The sequence below is a fragment of the Orenia sp. genome, assembly GCF_055140805.1.
Genome location: NZ_JBSQYM010000157.1, coordinates 1 through 18392, shown reverse-complemented (window position 1 = coordinate 18392; position 18392 = coordinate 1). Strand labels below are relative to the sequence as shown.

The following is an 18392-nucleotide window of genomic DNA, read 5'->3' as shown; positions in this document are numbered from 1 at the left end:
TGAGTGGGTGTGTGAGTGTGAGTAAACCCCAATAAAAAGAAGTTTTACACACACTCACACTCATAGCTCACACTCGACACAAAGTGTCGCACTATCTCTCTATTATCTCAATTCCTACACTACCAAAATAATATATTACTCTTCGCTCGTTACTCATCACTGCTTTATCAGCTGGCTAATTCTACTACCTTAGTTAATGCATTCTTTAAAGCATCAACGACTTGATCTATCTCTTCCTGACTGATAATCAATGGTGGCTCTAACCTAATTACCTTCTGCTGGTTGAGAGTATACGCTACTACAATCCCTGCTTCAAATAATTCACTTATCAATAATCCTCCATAGCTCTCATGTTCAAATTCAATCCCTACCATCAATCCTTTACCTCTAACATCATTGATAATATCAGGATAATTCTTAGCAAGGTCTGTGAGACGATTCAACAGATACTCCCCAGATTCTGCAGCTTTCTGTATCAATCCTTTCTCTTCTAGTGTATTTAGAGTAGCAATCGCAGCACGACAGGCTAAGGGATTGCCGCCAAAGGTAGATGTATGTATGAAGGGTGCCGTATTGAATACCTCCCAAACCTCTGGAGTAGCTATGAAGGCCCCAACAGGCATTACTCCTCCACCTAAAGCTTTAGCAGTTGTCAATATATCTGGCACTATATTATAGTGCTCACAAGCAAACATCTTGCCAGTCCTGCCTATCCCTGTTTGAATCTCATCTAAGATAAGTAAAGCACCGTAGTTATCACAAAGCTCTCTAACTCCTGCTAAATAATTTTCTGAAGGTAGAATAATCCCACCTTCTCCTTGTATCGGCTCTAAAATTACTGCTGCTGTCTCATGATTGATGCTCTTAGCTAAATCTTCTAAATCACCAAAGATAACATGTTCTATCTCAGGTAATAAGGGTTTAAAGGGATTTCTAAAGATATCCCTTCCAGTTACACTTAAAGAACCCAACGACTTACCATGAAAGGAGTTGACTGCTGCTATGATTCTGTTCTTACCAGTAGCCATTCTAGCTAGCTTCAATGCCCCCTCCACTGCTTCAGTTCCACTATTGCAGACAAAGGAATACTGTAACCTTCCCGGTGTTATCTCTGCTAATTTTCTAGATAGTTGACCTAGAGACTGATTGAATAAGACCTTTGAAGATAGGGGCATCAAATCCAACTGCTCCTTTACCGCCTCTATTACCTCTGCTGGTCTGTGACCTAGAGCAAAGGTTCCATACCCCCCTAAACAATCAATATATTTATTACCCTCTATATCTTCGATCATCGTTCCTGATGCCTTCCACTCCAAAGTATCTAGCCCCATAATTTTAAATAATCTTGCCATCCCTAAATTGACATGATTCTCATAATCAACAATAGTTTCAGTAACAATTTCATTCATAGAGATTCCTCCTTTTCCATTCTTATCTATTATGGGATTAAATTTTAAATTTTATACATTTAGAGAATTAAATTTCATTTATAATCTACTTTTTTAATCATCCAAGTATTATTCTCACTTAATAGAGTTACTACATAATTAAACTCTTTGTTATATTTTTCTCCAGCCCACTCTGATGCTGGATAATATCTAGTAGCCGTTATCATAACCTCTACTTCATCACTATTGTTCTCCTTTACTTCTATATTTTTAACTACTTCATGAGTAGGAAAGCTAACCTCACCCTCTCCCCCTTTGTTAATATCTTTTAACTTCTGTAGTTCTTTCTCTATTTGACTTTCTACAACAAAGCTTGCAAGAGTTGCATGTAAAACAGAGCTTATCTGTTCTATATTATTATCATCCTCTACTATTCTACTTAAATTTAACCAACTCTGATATGCACTTTTAAACGATGAGCGCATCTGTAACTCTAATTGATAAGCTAATAGCCTAGAATCAGCTTCTTCTAGGCCTAAACCTACTTGATTTTGCTCAAAATCATCAGTAATCTCTTCTTTCCCATCACTTCCTTCTTTTAATCCTTGCCCACCTGTGCAGGCTACTAATGCTAATGTCATAAATAATATAACTGTTCCAAATAAGTACTTATTTATAATTTTCATAATCATCCTCCCATTAAAAGTTCTTAATATATTTAATATCTAGATAAATCAATTAAACAATCATAACTATATAGAACATGAAAAATAATTTAAATTAATTTAGCAACGCCCTGAGGTAATTTATCCGAAGAAGTACTCTTAGGGGGCGAATTAATGCGAATCACACGAATTAGGATATTAATAGATTAAATTAAAGATTTAAAAGCTCTTAATTTTAATTCGCGTCAATTCGTGAGATTCGTTGCAAAAAATTATTTGAGCTTGTTACTATTACTATAACTGTTAATATGAAATCTTTATCGGTTTCTATATACCATTTAAATTATCACAAATATTCTTTGCACTTTCTAACTTTATTATTAAAACTATTTATTCAAATTTATATCTATCATCTTCAGTAATAATTACAAAAGAAAGCAATATACCCAACCAGATAAAAAATCAGAGCATAAAGCCATTCTAAGCAAAATATTAAATTTGTTAAAGAAAATTTACATATGTTATAATTAAATTAGTAAAATCAAACTAAAGGGGTGGAATTTATGGAATATAGACAAGTTGCTAATTTAGATTGGAAGGCTTCAGCTTTAGGCTTTGGGGCAATGAGATTTCCAACTACTGCTGATGGTCAGATAGCTAAAGAAGAATCTATTGAAATGATTAGATATGCAGTAGATCATGGTGTAAATTATATCGATACAGCTTGGCCCTACCACAATGAAGAGAGTGAGCTATTAGTGGCTAAAGCATTAAAGGATGGTTATCGTAATCGAGTAAAACTGGCTACTAAACTACCTTCTTGGCTGATTGAAAAAGAGGAGGATATGGACTATTACCTAAATAAACAGTTAGAAAAGTTAGAGACTGAGTACATAGATTTCTATCTATTACATGCCCTTAACCAAGAACGTTGGACTAACTTTAAGAAGCTTGATGTCTTCTCTTGGATTGAAAAAATATTAGCAGAAGGAAAGATTAAACATATTGGTTTCTCCTTCCATGATGACTATAAAGTCTTTGAAGAGATTATAGATGATTATGATTGGGACTTCTGCCAGATACAATATAATTACTTAGATGTAGATTTTCAAGCTGGTCAAAAAGGCTTAAAATATGCCCACGATAAAGAAGTAGCCGTAATTGTTATGGAACCCTTGCGCGGTGGTAATCTAGCTGTAACCCCTCCCGAATCTATCAAATCGATCTTTGCTGAGTCTGATAATAATAGAACTTATGTAGATTGGGCTTTACAGTGGCTATGGAATCAAAAAGAGGTAGCCTTTATATTAAGTGGGATGAGCAATTTAAAGCAGGTTAAAGAGAATGTAGAAAGTGCTGCCAACTCTGGAATCAATTCTTTAAGTCAGAAAGAACTAGCAGTAATAAAAAAAGTACAGGATAAATACCAAGAGCTATCACCTGTTGGCTGTACTGGCTGTGAATACTGTATCCCTTGTCCTGTAGGAGTAAATATTCCTCGTAACTTCAAATTATATAATCGGGCTGGTCTTTATCAGCAATTTACAGAGAACAATCAAAAATATAATGAGATGGGAGATAAAGAGAAGGCCAGTGCCTGTATCAAGTGTGGTGCCTGTGAGAAGTTATGCCCACAGGATATTGAGATCATTGATTCATTGAAGGATGTAGCTAATTATTTTAATGGATAATCTAAACAAGTGGCTGCAGATTCTGCTTGAGACCTGTTCTCGTTACTGCTTACTCATAACTAGTTACTGCCTCTAAAGTCTCTTTTATCAAGATTTGACATAATTATCAATGGTTAAAGGATTGTTATTTGCAATATTTTTTAGTATGATATTTATAGGTAGGCAATATAATCATCCAATTTTAGAATCAAATTTGAATATAAGATTATATAGAGATAGTGTGACACTTTCGTGTCGAGTGTGAGCTATGAGTGTGAGTGTGTAAAACTTCTTTTTATTGGGGTTTACTCACACTCACACACCCACTCACGCTAATTTTAAAAGTATCGCAATCTCCCCATTAAGGTCCACTTTAAAGTTGGACATCTATATAATTTTATCAACTAATTATGAAAGGACGTGGTCTTATTAAAACAAAATTCCGTACATTATTACTTATGATAGTTATTATGTTAATCACCACTTCATGTGGAGCATCATATCAGAGTAAAGAGATGGCTGTAAATTCAGCAGTCCAACCAAGAAGCTCATCCTATGATCAAGGTAAAGTAATGAAAGAGTCTAAAATGGTTAAAAGTGATAATGTTGAAACTCCTACTGTAGAGCGAAAGATAATCAGAAATGCCAGTTTAAACTTAGAGCTAAAAGATTTATCAAATATCTCTGACAAGGTTAAAGATATTCTTAAAAAGCATCAAGGATTTATTGCTAACTCACGCAAATGGACTGGATATAACAATCGCAAATTCTATAACTTTACCTTAAGGGTTCCTGCAGAAGAGTTCGGAGTTACCCTTGCAGAGCTATCACAATTGGGTAAGGTATTAGAAGAAGAGCTCAGTGGTAGGGACATAACTAAAGAGTATATTGATATTCAAGCAAGATTGAATAACTTTAAAGCCCAAGAGAAACGCTATTTAGAACTATTAGATAAAGCAAAAGATGTTAAAGATATTTTAGAGGTAGAGAGAGAATTAAACCGTGTTAGAACTAATATAGAACAACTTGAAGGAACAATTAAATACTATGATAATCAAGTTAGCCTAGCTACTATTAGAGTTAATATCAGTGAGCCGGAAGCAATTATTAATAATAGCTCTAACTTAGGTTTTCTAAAGAGCTTTAGAGAAGCCTTAAGAAACTTTGTTAAAAGTATCAATCTGATTATTGTCTTAATTGGAGCATTGATTCCATGGTTGATTCTAGTTGCTATTTTGGGATATCTACTTTATAGAATTATTAAAAAGAAAAGAAACTAATAAAAAATGAGACTCAATATTGAGTCTCATTTTTTATTAATTATTTACTATTCACCGGTTACTAATCATTGTCATTATCACTTACCTAAGTCATTTATAGGCAAATCTAATAATAGACCACTTTCTCCGCCCATAATCTGTGGTAATTGACCATCCCAATTCTCTACAAAGATTTTCTGATTTTCAAGCTCTTGTAACTTGATTTGGAACTCTAAACTTTCAGACATTAGCTTAGCAGCTTTAGCCTTAGCTTCTGCAGCCTCAATCTCCTTTTGATTGATTATCTGTTGAGCTTTAAGTTCTGCCTTTGCCTTAGCTTCTGATTCTTCAATTAAACGTTGATTAGCAATTCTTTGAGCCTCTAAAGCCTTCTCTTCTTTAAACTTCTTATCGATAGCTTTTTGAATTTCAGAGTTTAGATATTCAATATCACCCTTTAATCCTAAGACAGTAATAGTAATTCCCCGCTCTTCAAAATATGGAATTACCTCTGCTCTAACCTTATTAATAATCTCTGCCTTCTTTTCAATGATTTCAGACATGGTCATCTTTCCAGAATTAGCCACAAAGGCACTCTCCACCATCGCTCTAATCTCTGTATCCATGATATAACTTAAATCCTTATTATTATAACGATATAAGAATTTAGCAGCATCCTGTTCATCTATTTGGGCTGAAGCATTTACCCCTACCATAAAGGAGATACTCTCCTTGCTCTCTGCTATAATTCCTTCATTCTTACTAGAAGTTCCTGTATTTGGACTTTGAGTCCATTCACGGGTAACTGGTGACCTATCGACTAAAATTAATCTAGCCGAATCTCTCCATTGACCTTGGTTATTAAAGCGCCCTGTCTGTAGCCACCTTTGAGGAATCTCTATCTCTTTAGTTGGGACTTTACGTTCCTCTAAATAACTTTCAGACATAAACTCTTGCTGATTAACTTTGTTATTGCCTACTAAAGGAATCAAAAAAGCTGTTTGATGGGGTTCAATAGTCTCAATATGAGGTGTCTTATAGGGACGAACACATCCTACTAATAATAACAATAATGACGATAATAAAAGCAGTTTAACTTTCTTTCTCATCTAATATCCTCCTATCTTCTTAAGTAATGACTTAATCTCTGGAAACATTAATAGTACAACCAAAATAAAAGGTATAATCATAAAATACCCATGTAAGTTATTATAAAGTTGATAAGCTACATAACCTGTATCAGTACTATTCATCTGGTACATTGCCATCCTATTACTAAGCAACAGGTTAATAATATTATCAAGTTCAAAATAAGTAGTCACTATAACTATACTTAAAGCTATTCTAAACAACCTCATCTTATCCCCCTTTTAGATTATTAATATAAGCCCTAACTTATATAATAGCAAGATAATTATATCAAATTATCTTCAGATATAAATTTTATAAGTGTAAGTTGGTGTGGGAGTGTGAGTGAAATTCAATAGAACGGCACTTCACACACACTCAAACTACTCACTCACACCGACACGAAAGTGTCGCATTATCTTTATATAACGTCATATTTAAATTCTATTTTAAAGTTGGATGACTATAACAATCTTATAAATATTAAATTAGAGCGAATAATCTCCGCCCTAATTCTAATAATCATTCTATAAAATCGTTCCCATACTCATCTGATTTACACAACGTTCTTTTTTATGAGACCTCTTTTCTTCATACATTCTATCATCAGCAATCTCTATCAACTCATTTAAAGATATGGAATCTGAACCATCATACTCTACAAAACCATGACTAGCTGAAATTGTATACTCTCTACTTTCAGTATTGTTGACTTGTTCGAATTTTTCCTGGATACGATTCCAAACTATATCCGCTCTTTGAATATCACATTCTAAAAAGACCAATAAAAACTCATCGCCACCCATTCTACAGATAATATCATTATCTCTAACAGCCTCTTTAAAGATATTAGTAACAGTATAAATCAGATTATCCCCTTCATTATGACCAAATTTATCATTTACAACCTTTAAACCATCTATATCTACAAAGCAGATAGTTAACTTACCTTCACGATTTTTAATTACATTTAATTTGCTTTCTAATAGACTTAGCCCTGTTCTTCGATTCAACACTCCAGTTAAAGAATCAAGACTTGCAAACCTTTGCAGTTCTTCTTGCTGTTGAGCATATTTTTTAGAAACAATAAAAGCTACTCCAGTAATAATCAAAATTGCTATCGCCCCAAGTACAAATACAACCAAACCAATCTTTCTAGCTCCAGCATAAATAATCCCTTGCTCTGCTTCTACAACAACAATTAAATTTGATGAAGCAATCTTACCATAGCTAAAGATATATTCCTTGCCATCTCTCTTATAATCTCCATAACCACTTGTAGATACTTTAGCTAAAATAGCATTTCCATTCTGTGAATTTTGCAAATTATTCTCTGCACTACTTTCAGCTTCTTTCTTATCATCTTCAGTATTATTAATATATATAGTCCTACTTCTTTTATCAGCCATAATATCTTTAAAATTATCACGCTTAGAATAATCTTTATCCTCTTGACTTGGATTGCTATGGAGTATAACCTGCCCCTTATCATCTAATAAATATATCTCCCCTCTAAAATTTAAGGGAGTTAAAACCTCCTTATCAGCACTACTAATTATCTTACGAAACTTATTTAAGTTATATAACAGCATACGATTATGGTCATAATCAGTATTCTTTCCAGTAGAGGATTCAAAGGTCTCTACCATTGAATCATAGATATTACTTGCAGTTTCACGGGCAATTATATGAAGCTGCCTTGTTGAAACATCTAATAGATTATCTTTGAAAACATGATATGAAGAAATACCAATTAATATGATAATGAAAGTAGTAGCTACTACCATTATCACTAGGAGGGTGTTAAATGCACTATCCACATTATAGTGATTACTTCTCAATCTTTCTAATAATTTATTTAAAATAGACATAATTACCTCCTTAAATATGTGGTAATAACCAAAAGTTAAAATGTATTTTTTATACATTACAATTAAATTTATACTACTATTATAATTCTAGATAATTGCTAATATCCCTTCTTAAATTTAATAAAACAATGTGCTTTTTAGTATCTAATTAGTCTATTTAACTAATTTTTGCTACTATCTTTCTAATTAAAATTGATCAATATAATTTTGAAATATCTAAATAAAGAAAGAGAGCCAGCTACATAAGCTGACTCTAAAGAATATAAATTTATAACTTATTCATAATCTCTGTTGCAACCTTCTTAGCAGTAAATCCAAACTGGTCAGCAACCTCTTCACCTGGACCACTAGCTCCAAAGGTGTCGATACTTACTAAATGGTCACTTTCTCTTAAAAATTGATACCAACCTTGACCTACACCAATCTCCATTGCCACTCTTAAAGAGTCTTTAGAACCTAAGACTTGATTAACATACTCTTGACCTTGCTCAGTAAATAATCTTCTTTCAGGTACAGAAACTATTCTAACACTCTTACCTTCTTCTTCTAACAATTGGGCTGTTTCTACTGCTAAAGAGACCTCACTACCACTAGCAATTAAGACTACATCAGCATCTTGAGAACCTTTAACTACATAACCACCTTTGTAGATATCAGTAGGATTATCCTTCTCAATATGAGGAAGATTTTGACGAGTTAAGATTAAAACTGTCGGTCCATCAGTTCGCTCCATAGCTTGAACCCAAGCAGCTTTAGTCTCTTCTTCATCAGCAGGTCTAAGTACCGTTAAATTAGGAATCAATCTCAATGACTCTGTATGTTCAATCGGTTGATGGGTAGGTCCATCTTCACCTACATAAATAGAGTCATGAGTCAAGACATAAACCACTGGTTGCTTCATCAATGCAGACATTCTAATAGCATTTCTCATATAATCAGAAAAGACTAAGAAGGTAGCTACATATGGTCTTAAACCACCATGTAAGACAATCCCATTAGCAATAGCTGCCATTGCATGCTCTCTGACACCAAAGCGGAAGTTACGACCAGCAAATTCACCTTTTTGAATCTCACCATATTTATCTTGATAAGTCTTGTTGGATGGAGCTAAGTCAGCAGAACCACCAACAAAATACTCTATTTCATCAACAATTTTACTTAAAGTTTTGCCAGAAGAAGCTCTACTTGCAACTGGAGCATCTATCTCTAAAGCTTCAATGGTCTCTCTAAAGTTGGCAGGAAGCCCTAAATTATGAGATTGGTCCCAAGATTTCTTCAATTCTGGATTTGCTTTAGCCCATTGATTGAACTTCTCTTCCCAAGCTTCTCTCTCTTTTTGAAGCTCTACTCTTTTTTGAGCAAAGAATTCTTTAACTTCATCAGATACATAAAACTTCTCATCAGTTGGCAAGCCAAGCTTCTCTTTCATCCCTCTAATCTCTTCGTCTCCTAAAGGAGATCCATGGGCAGCACTTAAACCTTCCATAGTTGGAGCACCATAACCGATAGCAGTCTTAGCAACAATTAAAGTGGGCTTATCAGTTACCTTCTTACCTTCTTCAATAGCAGCTTTAATAGAATCAAAATCATGTCCATCTACTCCGTCAACAACATGCCATCCTTGAGCTCTATAGCGAGCAGGCACATCCTCTGTAAAGGTAATATCAGTACTTCCTCCAATTGAGATATCATTATCATCATAAATAGCGATTAGTTTGCCCAATCCCAAATGCCCAGCTAAAGAGGCAGCTTCATAAACAATACCTTCCATCATACCTCCATCACCAGTTAATGTATATGTATAGTGATCAACAATTGTATTCTCTTGAGTATTATATCTTTCTGCCATCATTCTCTCAGCAATTGCCATTCCTACAGCATTGGCAAAGCCTTGTCCTAAAGGACCAGTAGTAGTCTCTACACCTGAGGTATGACCATATTCAGGGTGACCTGGGGTTTTAGAGTCTAATTGTCTAAAGTCTCTTAAATCATCTAAAGTCACATCATATCCTGATAGATGTAGTAAAGAATAAACTAACATAGAACCATGACCAGCTGATAAGACAAAGCGATCACGATCAGCCCACTTAGGAGCCTTAGGATCGTACTTCATCACCTCTCCATAAAGTACTGCACCAATATCAGCACATCCTAGTGGTAAACCTGGATGACCAGAATTAGCTGCTTGCACACCATCTGCTGATAAACCTCTAATTTTTAATTCGCGTCAATTCGTGAGATTCGTTGCAAAAAATCATTTGAGCTTGTTGTATTACTATAACTGTTAATATGAAATCTTTATCGGTTTCTATATAGCTTGTCCATCTTTTATATAAGTGAACAATAGCAAATAACAACTTGATAATAAGCTATTATAACTTACCTTTCATCATATAGTCTTACCAAATTAAAAGATTTAATAAAACTTTTTTATCTTTTTAAAAAGAATCTAATCACTTAACTTACTTAAACTTAATAGATCTATGTATATTTATTCAAATAAGAACTTCTATTTTTGCTACTCTTCTCAGGTATATATTGTATCAAAAGCCACTAACAAGTCAAGATAAATATTAACTATTGTGTAATAATTAGAAACAAAAACCATATCTCTTGTTATTTAAAGGATTATTATGTAATTAATTTAATAATTTATCCTTATCTGCTATTAGCCTTTCCTATGAAATTATTCTAGATTGATGCTTTAATCCCTCTTAAAAATAAATTTATCTAGATAAATATATAAAGGGCTTCTACAGAAGCCCTTTATATATCACCTCTCTATTATCTGTTCATTATTTTCTTCGCCATGCAACAATCCCCTTACTATCTCTTTGACCCAACTAGTTAGATCATCAAAGATGGTATAGATAGCTGGAATAATCAACAAGGTCAAGACTGTAGAGAATAACAATCCAGCAATAACGACTACTGCCATTGGTTGTTGAGACTCTGCACCTTCACCGATTCCTAAACCTAAAGGTAATAGTCCTAAGACAGTTGTCAAAGTAGTCATCATAATCGGTCTTAATCTGATCGGTCCTGCATTTAAAATAGCCGTCTCTCTATCTTCAAATTCACGACGAGTATTGATATAGTCAATCATCACAATCGCATTATTAACAACAATACCTGCTAGCATGATCATCCCAATAAATCCTGGTACACTTAAGGGTAGTCCAGTCAAGGCTAATCCTAGAATTGCCCCTACTAAGGCTAAGGGCATTGTAAACATAATAGTAAAGGGATGAATCAAAGATTCAAACTGTGCTGCCATGACCATATAGACTAAGATAACCGCTAGTACTAAGGCCAATCCTAAATCACCAAAGGTCTCTTGCATCTGTTCAGCCTCTCCAGTGTAATCGACTGTATAGCCAGCAGGGATATTAAGCTGAGCAACTCTAGCTTTAATATCATTTAGCACTTCACTTAAGCTTCTGCCATACAAATCTGTAGAGACTGTTACCTTTCTCTGTTGATTTTCACGTTCAATAGTATTTGGACCTTTAGCCATCTTTATCTCTGCAACTTGGGACAATGGCACTATAATCCCTTTCATAGAGGTTAATTTTAGATCCTTTAATCTATTGATAGAGTCAGTCTCACTATCATTTAATTTTAGAGTAATATCATACTCTTCTCCAGCCTCTTTATATTGACTGATCGTCTGCCCCTTGACTGCATTACTTACTGTAGAGGCAATTTGAGCTTCACTAAAGCCTAGCTCTTTAGCTATCTTTCTTTTGACAACAACCTGTACCTCTGGCTTACTCTCTTCAAGGCTAATATCGGCATTTCTGCTTCCTTCTACCTCTTGTACCTCTACTAAGATTTGATTAGCTATTTCCGATAGCTGATCTAAAGCTGAGCCTTGAATCACAATTTCTATGGCAGAAGATTGTCCGCCACCGCCTCCCATCATAGAGGTTTGGGGCATAACCCAGATATTTGCACCAGCAATATTCTTAACCTTCTCTCTTACCACTTCTACTACCTCATCGGTACTTCTATCTCTTTGCTTTAAATCTACTAATTCCACTGAGATACTACCAGTATTTGTGCTAGCACCTCCAAATCCTCCACTTCCTCCAACAGAAGTATAAACAACATCTATCTCTTGAATATCATAGAGTTTATTTTCTACTTGTTTCATTACTTTATTTGTCTCTGTTAAATTAGTACCTTCAGCAAGGTTAACACTTACTGTAAAAGCACCTTGGTCTGTAGCTGGCATAAACTCTGATCTTAATGGAATTATTTTAGTCTTAATTCCTAATCCAAATAAGATTAATCCAACTATCATTAAAGTAATCACTATATACTTATGATGGATACACCATCTTAAAATTCCTTGATACCATCTAGTGATTGCCCCAAATTGGAACTCTTGTTCTCTGCTTGTAAACTTGTCTTTATCCTTAACCTTAAGCAACTTAGAAGATAACATTGGAATCAAAGTCAAGGCTACCAATAATGAAGCAACCAATGAGAAGGTCACTGTTAAAGCCAAAGGACCAAATAATTCAGAAGCTAAACCTTGCACAAAAGCGATTGGCAAGAATACTGCAGCAGTAGTCAAAGTAGATGCCAAGATAGCAGAACCTACCTCTGCTGTTCCTTTTTTAGCTGCTTCAATTATCCCTTCACTCTCTTGACGATGGCGATAGATATTCTCTAATACTACAATTGCATTATCCACTAACATACCTACCCCTAAAGCTATTCCACCCAAGGTCATCATATTCAAACTCAAATCTGCAAAATACATCAGTACAAAGGCTGCAATAATAGAGATTGGAATAGCAGTACCGATAATGATTGTACTTCTAATATCCTTAAGAAAAATTAGTAAGATGATAACTGCCAATACAGCTCCAGCTATAGCATTTCTCTGTACATTGGCAATAGAATCTTCAATAAATTCAGCTTGATTCATTATAATCTCTGAATGGACACCAGCAGACTGCTCTGTCAATTTAGCAAGCTCTGCCTTAACAGCATTAGCAACCTTTACTGTATTTGTACCACTCTGCTTTTGTATAGATAAGCCAATACTCTTCTCTCCATTTAGATAAGTGTATGACTCTACATCTTTATAGGTATCCTCTATAGTAGCTATATCTGCTAAAGCTATCTTTTGACCCTGAGAGGTCATTATCTCTAAACTCTTAATTTCATCTACACTTTCAAACTCTCCTACAGTCTTTAGTATTAGCTCTTTATTTCCTTTATTAATTGTACCACCAGACATATCTAGATTCGATTGTCTAACACCAGAGGCAATACTATCTAAGGTTAAACCATAGGCTATTAATTTTTCTTGATTTACATTAATTTGAATCTCTCTTTCTAACCCGCCAGTTATATCAACTGAAGCAACTCCTGGAATCTTCTCTAAATTCGGTTTAAATAGATCCTCAGCTATACTTTTTAGATTGTCTAAATTATTATCACCTGATAATCCAATCTCCATTATAGGCATCTGATTAGGATTAAATTTTAAAACCATTGGCTTATCGGCAGTATCAGGGAGATAATCCTCAATTAAAGATAACTTCTCTCTTAAATCTAAAGTAACAAAATCTAAATCAGAACCCCAATCAAACTCTAAAATAACCATCGAACTACCAGAATTACTTATAGACATTACATTTTTAATACCATCAACAGTAGCTACAGCTTCCTCTACTGGTCTAGTGACACTCTTTTCTATCTCTTCTGGACCAGCACCACTATAACTAGTACTTACTACTGCATAAGGTAAGTCTAACTCAGGCATTAAATCAATTGGTAGCTTTGTCAAAGATACTGCACCAATTAACAGTATCAGCATCACTACCATAGTAATAGCAACTGGTCTATCAACTGAAATATCAGAAATCTTCATTATTTATCACCCCGATTAATTACCTCTACATTAGTACCTTCATTTACTTGGTCTTGACCACTAGTAATAATTTGATCTCCAACCTTTAGTCCACTTAAAATCACAGCTTCTTTACCATTTGTTAATCCTACTTTAATATTCCTTCTCACAACCTTAGCATCTTCTACTATATAAACATAATCTCCATTGTCATCATCTAGAATATCTCCCTCGGAGATTACAACCTCTTCTGCTGCACTATCAGTATCTAAGATGACTTCAGCATACATACCATCTTTTATAAGGTTATCTGAATTATCAATAATAATCTCGACAGGGAAGCTTTTTTTCTGCTTATCAGCTACTGGACTGATACTCTTGATTTGACCAATAAAGCTTCTATTGATAGCATCTAATTTAACTTGTACTTCTTGATCTTCTCTTAGCTTATTGACAATTGATTGGCTTACATAAGTCATCACTTTAATTCTATCAATGTTAGTAATTCCTACTACTGCTTGCATCCCTACAACTTCACCTTCACTAACATCTACTCTAGAAATTATTCCATCGATTGGGGCAAGCACTGTTGTCTTACTTAATACCAATTTAGCAGACTCTAATCCTGCTTTAGCTTGGGCAAGTTGAGCTTCTAAGGCATTAATCTCCTCTGCAGTAGCCCCTTCTTTAGCTAACTTTAGGGTTAATTGGGCAGATTTATAGCCACTTTCAGATGCAATATATTGACCTTCAGCCTGTTCTAAAGTCTGTTTAGAGATGATACTCTCTTCAAATAATTTCTGCTGTCTATCATAAGCATTTTTAGCCTGTTCATAAGTACTTTTAGCTTGCTTTAACTGTGCTTCTAAGCTGTCAATTTCTTCTTCTTTAGCACCCTTTAATAACTTTGTCAAATTGGCTTGAGCTGCTTTAACACCAGCTTCTGCTTGTTTTAGCTGAATCAAAGCAGTATCTTGGTCTAATTGTAGTAATTTAGCACCTTTTTTAACTCTATCTCCTACCTCTACATAGACAACCTCTACCTCTCCTTGAGCTTGTGGTGTTACTTGGGCAGTTTTAATCGCTGCTGTCTCACCAGTTACAGCTACATAGTTACTTACTTGACCTAACTTTGCTGACATAACTTCCACAGGAACTATCTTCTCTGGAATATTGCTTTCACCTGTAGAAGCTGCCTCCTCTTTGCTAGAACATCCCAATAACAAAATACTCAATATCCCCAATAATAAAATTACTTTAATTGAATTTCTATACTTAATCAGTCTATTTGTCATTATTATACCCCCTGTCTAGATACGTGGCTCTAGAATGTAATTTAGAGTGTGAGCTATGAGTGTGAGTGTGTGTAAAACTTCTTTTTATTAGGGTTTACTCACACTCACACACCCACTCACGCTAATTTTAAAAGTGTCGCAATCTCCCCATTAAATTTCACTTTAATCCTTTCACTCCTCACTCTTCACTAATTACTGCACTTTCCCCCATTACTCTCTCTAAATTGGCTACAGCTAGATTATAATTATAAACCGCCTTATAATATTCAGTCTGAGCCTGTTTAAAGGTGCTCTGTGCTTCTAAGACATAAAAACTACTTAGCAGTCCTTCTTGATACTGTATCTCATTCTGTCGTAGATTTTCTTTAGCTTGGGTCAAACTCAACTCTGCTAACTCAATATACTCTCTAGTTTCAGATACTTTTAGCAGGCTCTCTTGAATAGCCAATCCGATATTATTTACTGTCTGTTCTTCTGTAATATTAAACTTCTCTAGCTCCTTCTTAGCTTGCTCTACCTTTGAATCTTTGGCACCTCCATCAAAAATGTCATAACTTAACATCAAGCTGACCTTAAAGTTACCATCATCAAATTTTAAGCTATCACCCATAGTAGAGTAATTACTTGATAGATTAAGAGTAGGGTATCTAGTCCCTTTGGCTTTATCTATCTCTAACTCTAAGACATCTTCTCTTAAATCTAATATCTGTAAATCCAATCTATTTGCAAAAGCATACTCTCTTACCTCAGCTTCTGTTAGGTTAACCTCCTGCCAAGTTAACTCATCATCTAAGATTAACTTAATATCCTTTCTTATTCCCAAATCATTCTTTAAGCGTAATTTACTTAACTTAAGACTATTTTTAATCTGCAATAAGCTCTGTTTTCCTTTATTTAAGTCTATTTGAGCTCTTAATACATCGGTATTAGTCATGATACCGACTTCTTTTTTGATTTGAGCAATTTCAAGATATCGTTCTATTGTACTTATGTTCTGTTGGTTTACCTCAAGCATCTTCTTACTTTGCAAAATTTGATAATATTGATTAAGAACTTGATTTCTGATCTCTTGCTTCTTATCCTCTAACTGTAATTTATTCATTTCAAAATTCTTCTTTACTTGCTCATAACCAGCTATAATCTGTCCTCCCATAAATAGAGGTTGTTGTAAGCCTAAATCAAAAGTATAACTATCCTTAGACATTGTTGATAACTGTTGCTCTGAATTTATAGTATAGATAGTATTTAAACTGATTTTAGGATAAAAGTTTGCTTTTACCCCCTTTAAGCCCTCTTCAGCAATCTCCAAATCCTTTTCTAACTTAATTATGTCATGATTATTTTTAAAGGCTAATTCGATTACATCTTCCTTACTTAAGACCATCTTCTGATCAGACTCAGCAGCATACACAGTTACAGCACTAAGCAGTAGACAGATAATTGTAATAATATATATTTTACTCTTCATAAGACCCCTCCTATTAATTGACTGCTTAGTCAATTAACTATAAAAATTTTTATGACTATCTAGCTACCCCCTGTAGGAAGATGTCAATTATAATATCTCCTTTGGAAATAATATTAAAGTCATTATTGCCATGCAAATAATCATTAAAACTAGTAACCATTGATAATAATAAATAAGCCATATCCTTATTATCAACATCTAAGCGAACTTTATTTTCGTTCTTTCCTTGTTCAATGATAGCCGCAATAAATTCGGCTTGTTCACTTCTAAAAGCCATCATCCTATCTTTAAAATCATTATCTATTACAGCTATCATTCCTTCTTGAAACACCTTGAAGTGCTGCCTAGCTTTGTTAATAAATTCTAAGTATATCATCACTATTGATTTTAATTTGTCAATTACATCATCCTTTTCTTTAACTCTACTCTCAATTTGGCTTGTCAATCTTTCTACCCCTGTCAATATAATCGCCTGAAATAACTGCTTCTTACTATCGAAATACCAATAAACAGTTCCTTTAGCAACCTTAGCCTCTTTGGCTATCTGACTAACTGTTGTTTTATGATAACCATTATTAGAAAACAGCTTCAACGCAGCATTAATTATCCTATCTTTTTTCGATATATTAGCTATTTTCAACCCTCCTTTTCTTAACTGACCATCCAGTCAAACGGGTGTAATAAAAAATTGACCTTTCAGTCAATTTAATTATAACAGGGGTCAGATAAATTGTCAAAATAAAGTTTATGAAAATTGAGATATTTTTAAATTTCATGTTTTTGTTGAAAAATATTACAATTTAGTATATTATTTATATAAATTTATCATTAGAAGTAATCCCTGCAATAAAGCAAATATTTAATTAAAAAATAAAAACTGGAGGTAATCAGATGAAAATGACAGTCAATGAAATAAGATCAAGATTTGATAATGAAGTAGATAGATTTTCTAATCTAGAGACAGGACAAACCTCAACGGTAGATTCAACATTAGTCTTAGAGATGATTGCAAATACTATAGCTAAAACTAATCCTAAGGCCAACTATATCTGTGATATTGGTTGTGGAGGTGGTAACTTTACTCTTAAAGTTTTAGAAAATTTGTCCACTATCGAATCTACTATAATTGATTTGAGCATGAATATGCTCAACAGGGCTAAGAAAAGAATTGAAAGTAATGGCGGTACAGTTGAGCACCTACTTCAAGGTGATATTAGAGAACTAAAGCTATGTACGCAACATTATGATATCGTTATTGCCGCTGCAGTACTCCACCATTTACGAAATAGAACTGAATGGAATAAAGTCCTCAACAAAATATATGATTCCTTAGTTGAAGGTGGTACCTTCTGGTACTGGGATCTAATTAAACATGAAATTTTTGAAGTGGATGATATCCAGAATGACCGATATAAGGAATACTTAATTCAATTTAAGGGTGAAGAGTATCAGCAGCATGTTTTTGATTATATAGAAAAAGAAGATACCCCTGAGACAGTAACCTTTATTATCTCAGAGCTAGAGAAGGTAGGCTTTAAGAAGGTTGATATCTTACATAAAAATAGTAAGTTTGCAGCTATTGTAGCAGTTAAGTAACAGCAATCTTATTGTCAATAACCTAATATCTGATAATCTTGTTAGTGATAAATAAAAAATTATTTATCACATATTAAACTTCAAATCATGTGCGTTAACTTAGTCCATAATTTGTTAAAGTAAAATTTACATTTATAAAAATAGAAAAATGAGAGAACCTTTAGGTGACAACCCTAAAAGGAG

13 protein-coding genes are annotated in these 18392 nt (G+C 34.0%); 3 read left to right on the top strand and 10 right to left on the bottom strand.

Annotated features, from left to right (window positions below; all coding sequences use genetic code 11):
• Positions 1-167: 167 nt before the first annotated feature.
• Both ACTCDL_RS13160 and ACTCDL_RS13155 read right to left on the bottom strand, forming a co-directional pair.
• A complete protein-coding gene (locus tag ACTCDL_RS13160) occupies positions 168-1409 on the bottom strand; it encodes an acetylornithine/succinylornithine family transaminase (protein ID WP_463177559.1) in 1242 nt (413 codons plus the stop codon).
• Between the two features lie 74 nt (positions 1410-1483).
• Positions 1484-2074, bottom strand: coding sequence for a hypothetical protein (locus tag ACTCDL_RS13155; protein ID WP_463177556.1), 591 nt, complete (start codon positions 2072-2074; stop codon positions 1484-1486).
• A gap of 542 nt (positions 2075-2616) precedes the next feature.
• On the opposite strand from ACTCDL_RS13155, the gene ACTCDL_RS13150 reads away from it, so the two are divergent.
• Both ACTCDL_RS13150 and ACTCDL_RS13145 read left to right on the top strand, forming a co-directional pair.
• Positions 2617-3744 (top strand): aldo/keto reductase, encoded by a 1128-nt coding sequence (locus ACTCDL_RS13150; RefSeq protein WP_463177550.1) that lies wholly within the window; start codon positions 2617-2619, stop codon positions 3742-3744.
• Between the two features lie 389 nt (positions 3745-4133).
• Positions 4134-5003, top strand: coding sequence for a DUF4349 domain-containing protein (locus ACTCDL_RS13145; RefSeq protein ID WP_463177547.1), 870 nt, complete (start codon positions 4134-4136; stop codon positions 5001-5003).
• 77 nt (positions 5004-5080) lie between these two features.
• On the opposite strand, the gene ACTCDL_RS13140 is transcribed toward ACTCDL_RS13145, so the two are convergent.
• The 8 genes from ACTCDL_RS13140 to ACTCDL_RS13105 all read right to left on the bottom strand — a co-directional run bounded on the left by ACTCDL_RS13140 (position 5081) and on the right by ACTCDL_RS13105 (position 17253).
• The gene (locus tag ACTCDL_RS13140) at positions 5081-6091 is read right to left on the bottom strand and encodes an SPFH domain-containing protein (RefSeq protein ID WP_463177544.1); all 1011 of its coding nucleotides are present in this window, start codon (positions 6089-6091) and stop codon (positions 5081-5083) included.
• Positions 6092-6340: a hypothetical protein gene (locus tag ACTCDL_RS13135; RefSeq protein WP_463177540.1), complete on the bottom strand. Its 249-nt coding sequence runs from the start codon at positions 6338-6340 to the stop codon at positions 6092-6094.
• Positions 6341-6637: 297 nt separating this feature from the next.
• On the bottom strand, positions 6638-7981 hold the full coding sequence (locus ACTCDL_RS13130; RefSeq protein WP_463177537.1) for a sensor domain-containing diguanylate cyclase: 1344 nt from the start codon (positions 7979-7981) through the stop codon (positions 6638-6640).
• Between the two features lie 268 nt (positions 7982-8249).
• A complete protein-coding gene (gene tkt, locus ACTCDL_RS13125) occupies positions 8250-10196 on the bottom strand; it encodes a transketolase (RefSeq protein ID WP_463177566.1) in 1947 nt (648 codons plus the stop codon).
• Positions 10197-10754: 558 nt separating this feature from the next.
• The gene (locus ACTCDL_RS13120; RefSeq protein WP_463177534.1) at positions 10755-13871 is read right to left on the bottom strand and encodes an efflux RND transporter permease subunit; all 3117 of its coding nucleotides are present in this window, start codon (positions 13869-13871) and stop codon (positions 10755-10757) included.
• Positions 13871-15145 (bottom strand): efflux RND transporter periplasmic adaptor subunit, encoded by a 1275-nt coding sequence (locus tag ACTCDL_RS13115; protein WP_463177531.1) that lies wholly within the window; start codon positions 15143-15145, stop codon positions 13871-13873. Before ACTCDL_RS13115 ends, ACTCDL_RS13120 begins: the two co-directional genes overlap by 1 nt.
• Positions 15146-15323: 178 nt before the next feature.
• On the bottom strand, positions 15324-16613 hold the full coding sequence (locus ACTCDL_RS13110; RefSeq protein WP_463177527.1) for a TolC family protein: 1290 nt from the start codon (positions 16611-16613) through the stop codon (positions 15324-15326).
• Between the two features lie 55 nt (positions 16614-16668).
• Positions 16669-17253 (bottom strand): TetR/AcrR family transcriptional regulator, encoded by a 585-nt coding sequence (locus ACTCDL_RS13105; protein WP_463177523.1) that lies wholly within the window; start codon positions 17251-17253, stop codon positions 16669-16671.
• Between the two features lie 251 nt (positions 17254-17504).
• Between ACTCDL_RS13105 and ACTCDL_RS13100 the strand changes: the two genes are divergently transcribed.
• Positions 17505-18209 (top strand): class I SAM-dependent methyltransferase, encoded by a 705-nt coding sequence (locus ACTCDL_RS13100; protein ID WP_463177520.1) that lies wholly within the window; start codon positions 17505-17507, stop codon positions 18207-18209.
• The last annotated feature ends 183 nt before the right edge of the window (positions 18210-18392 follow it).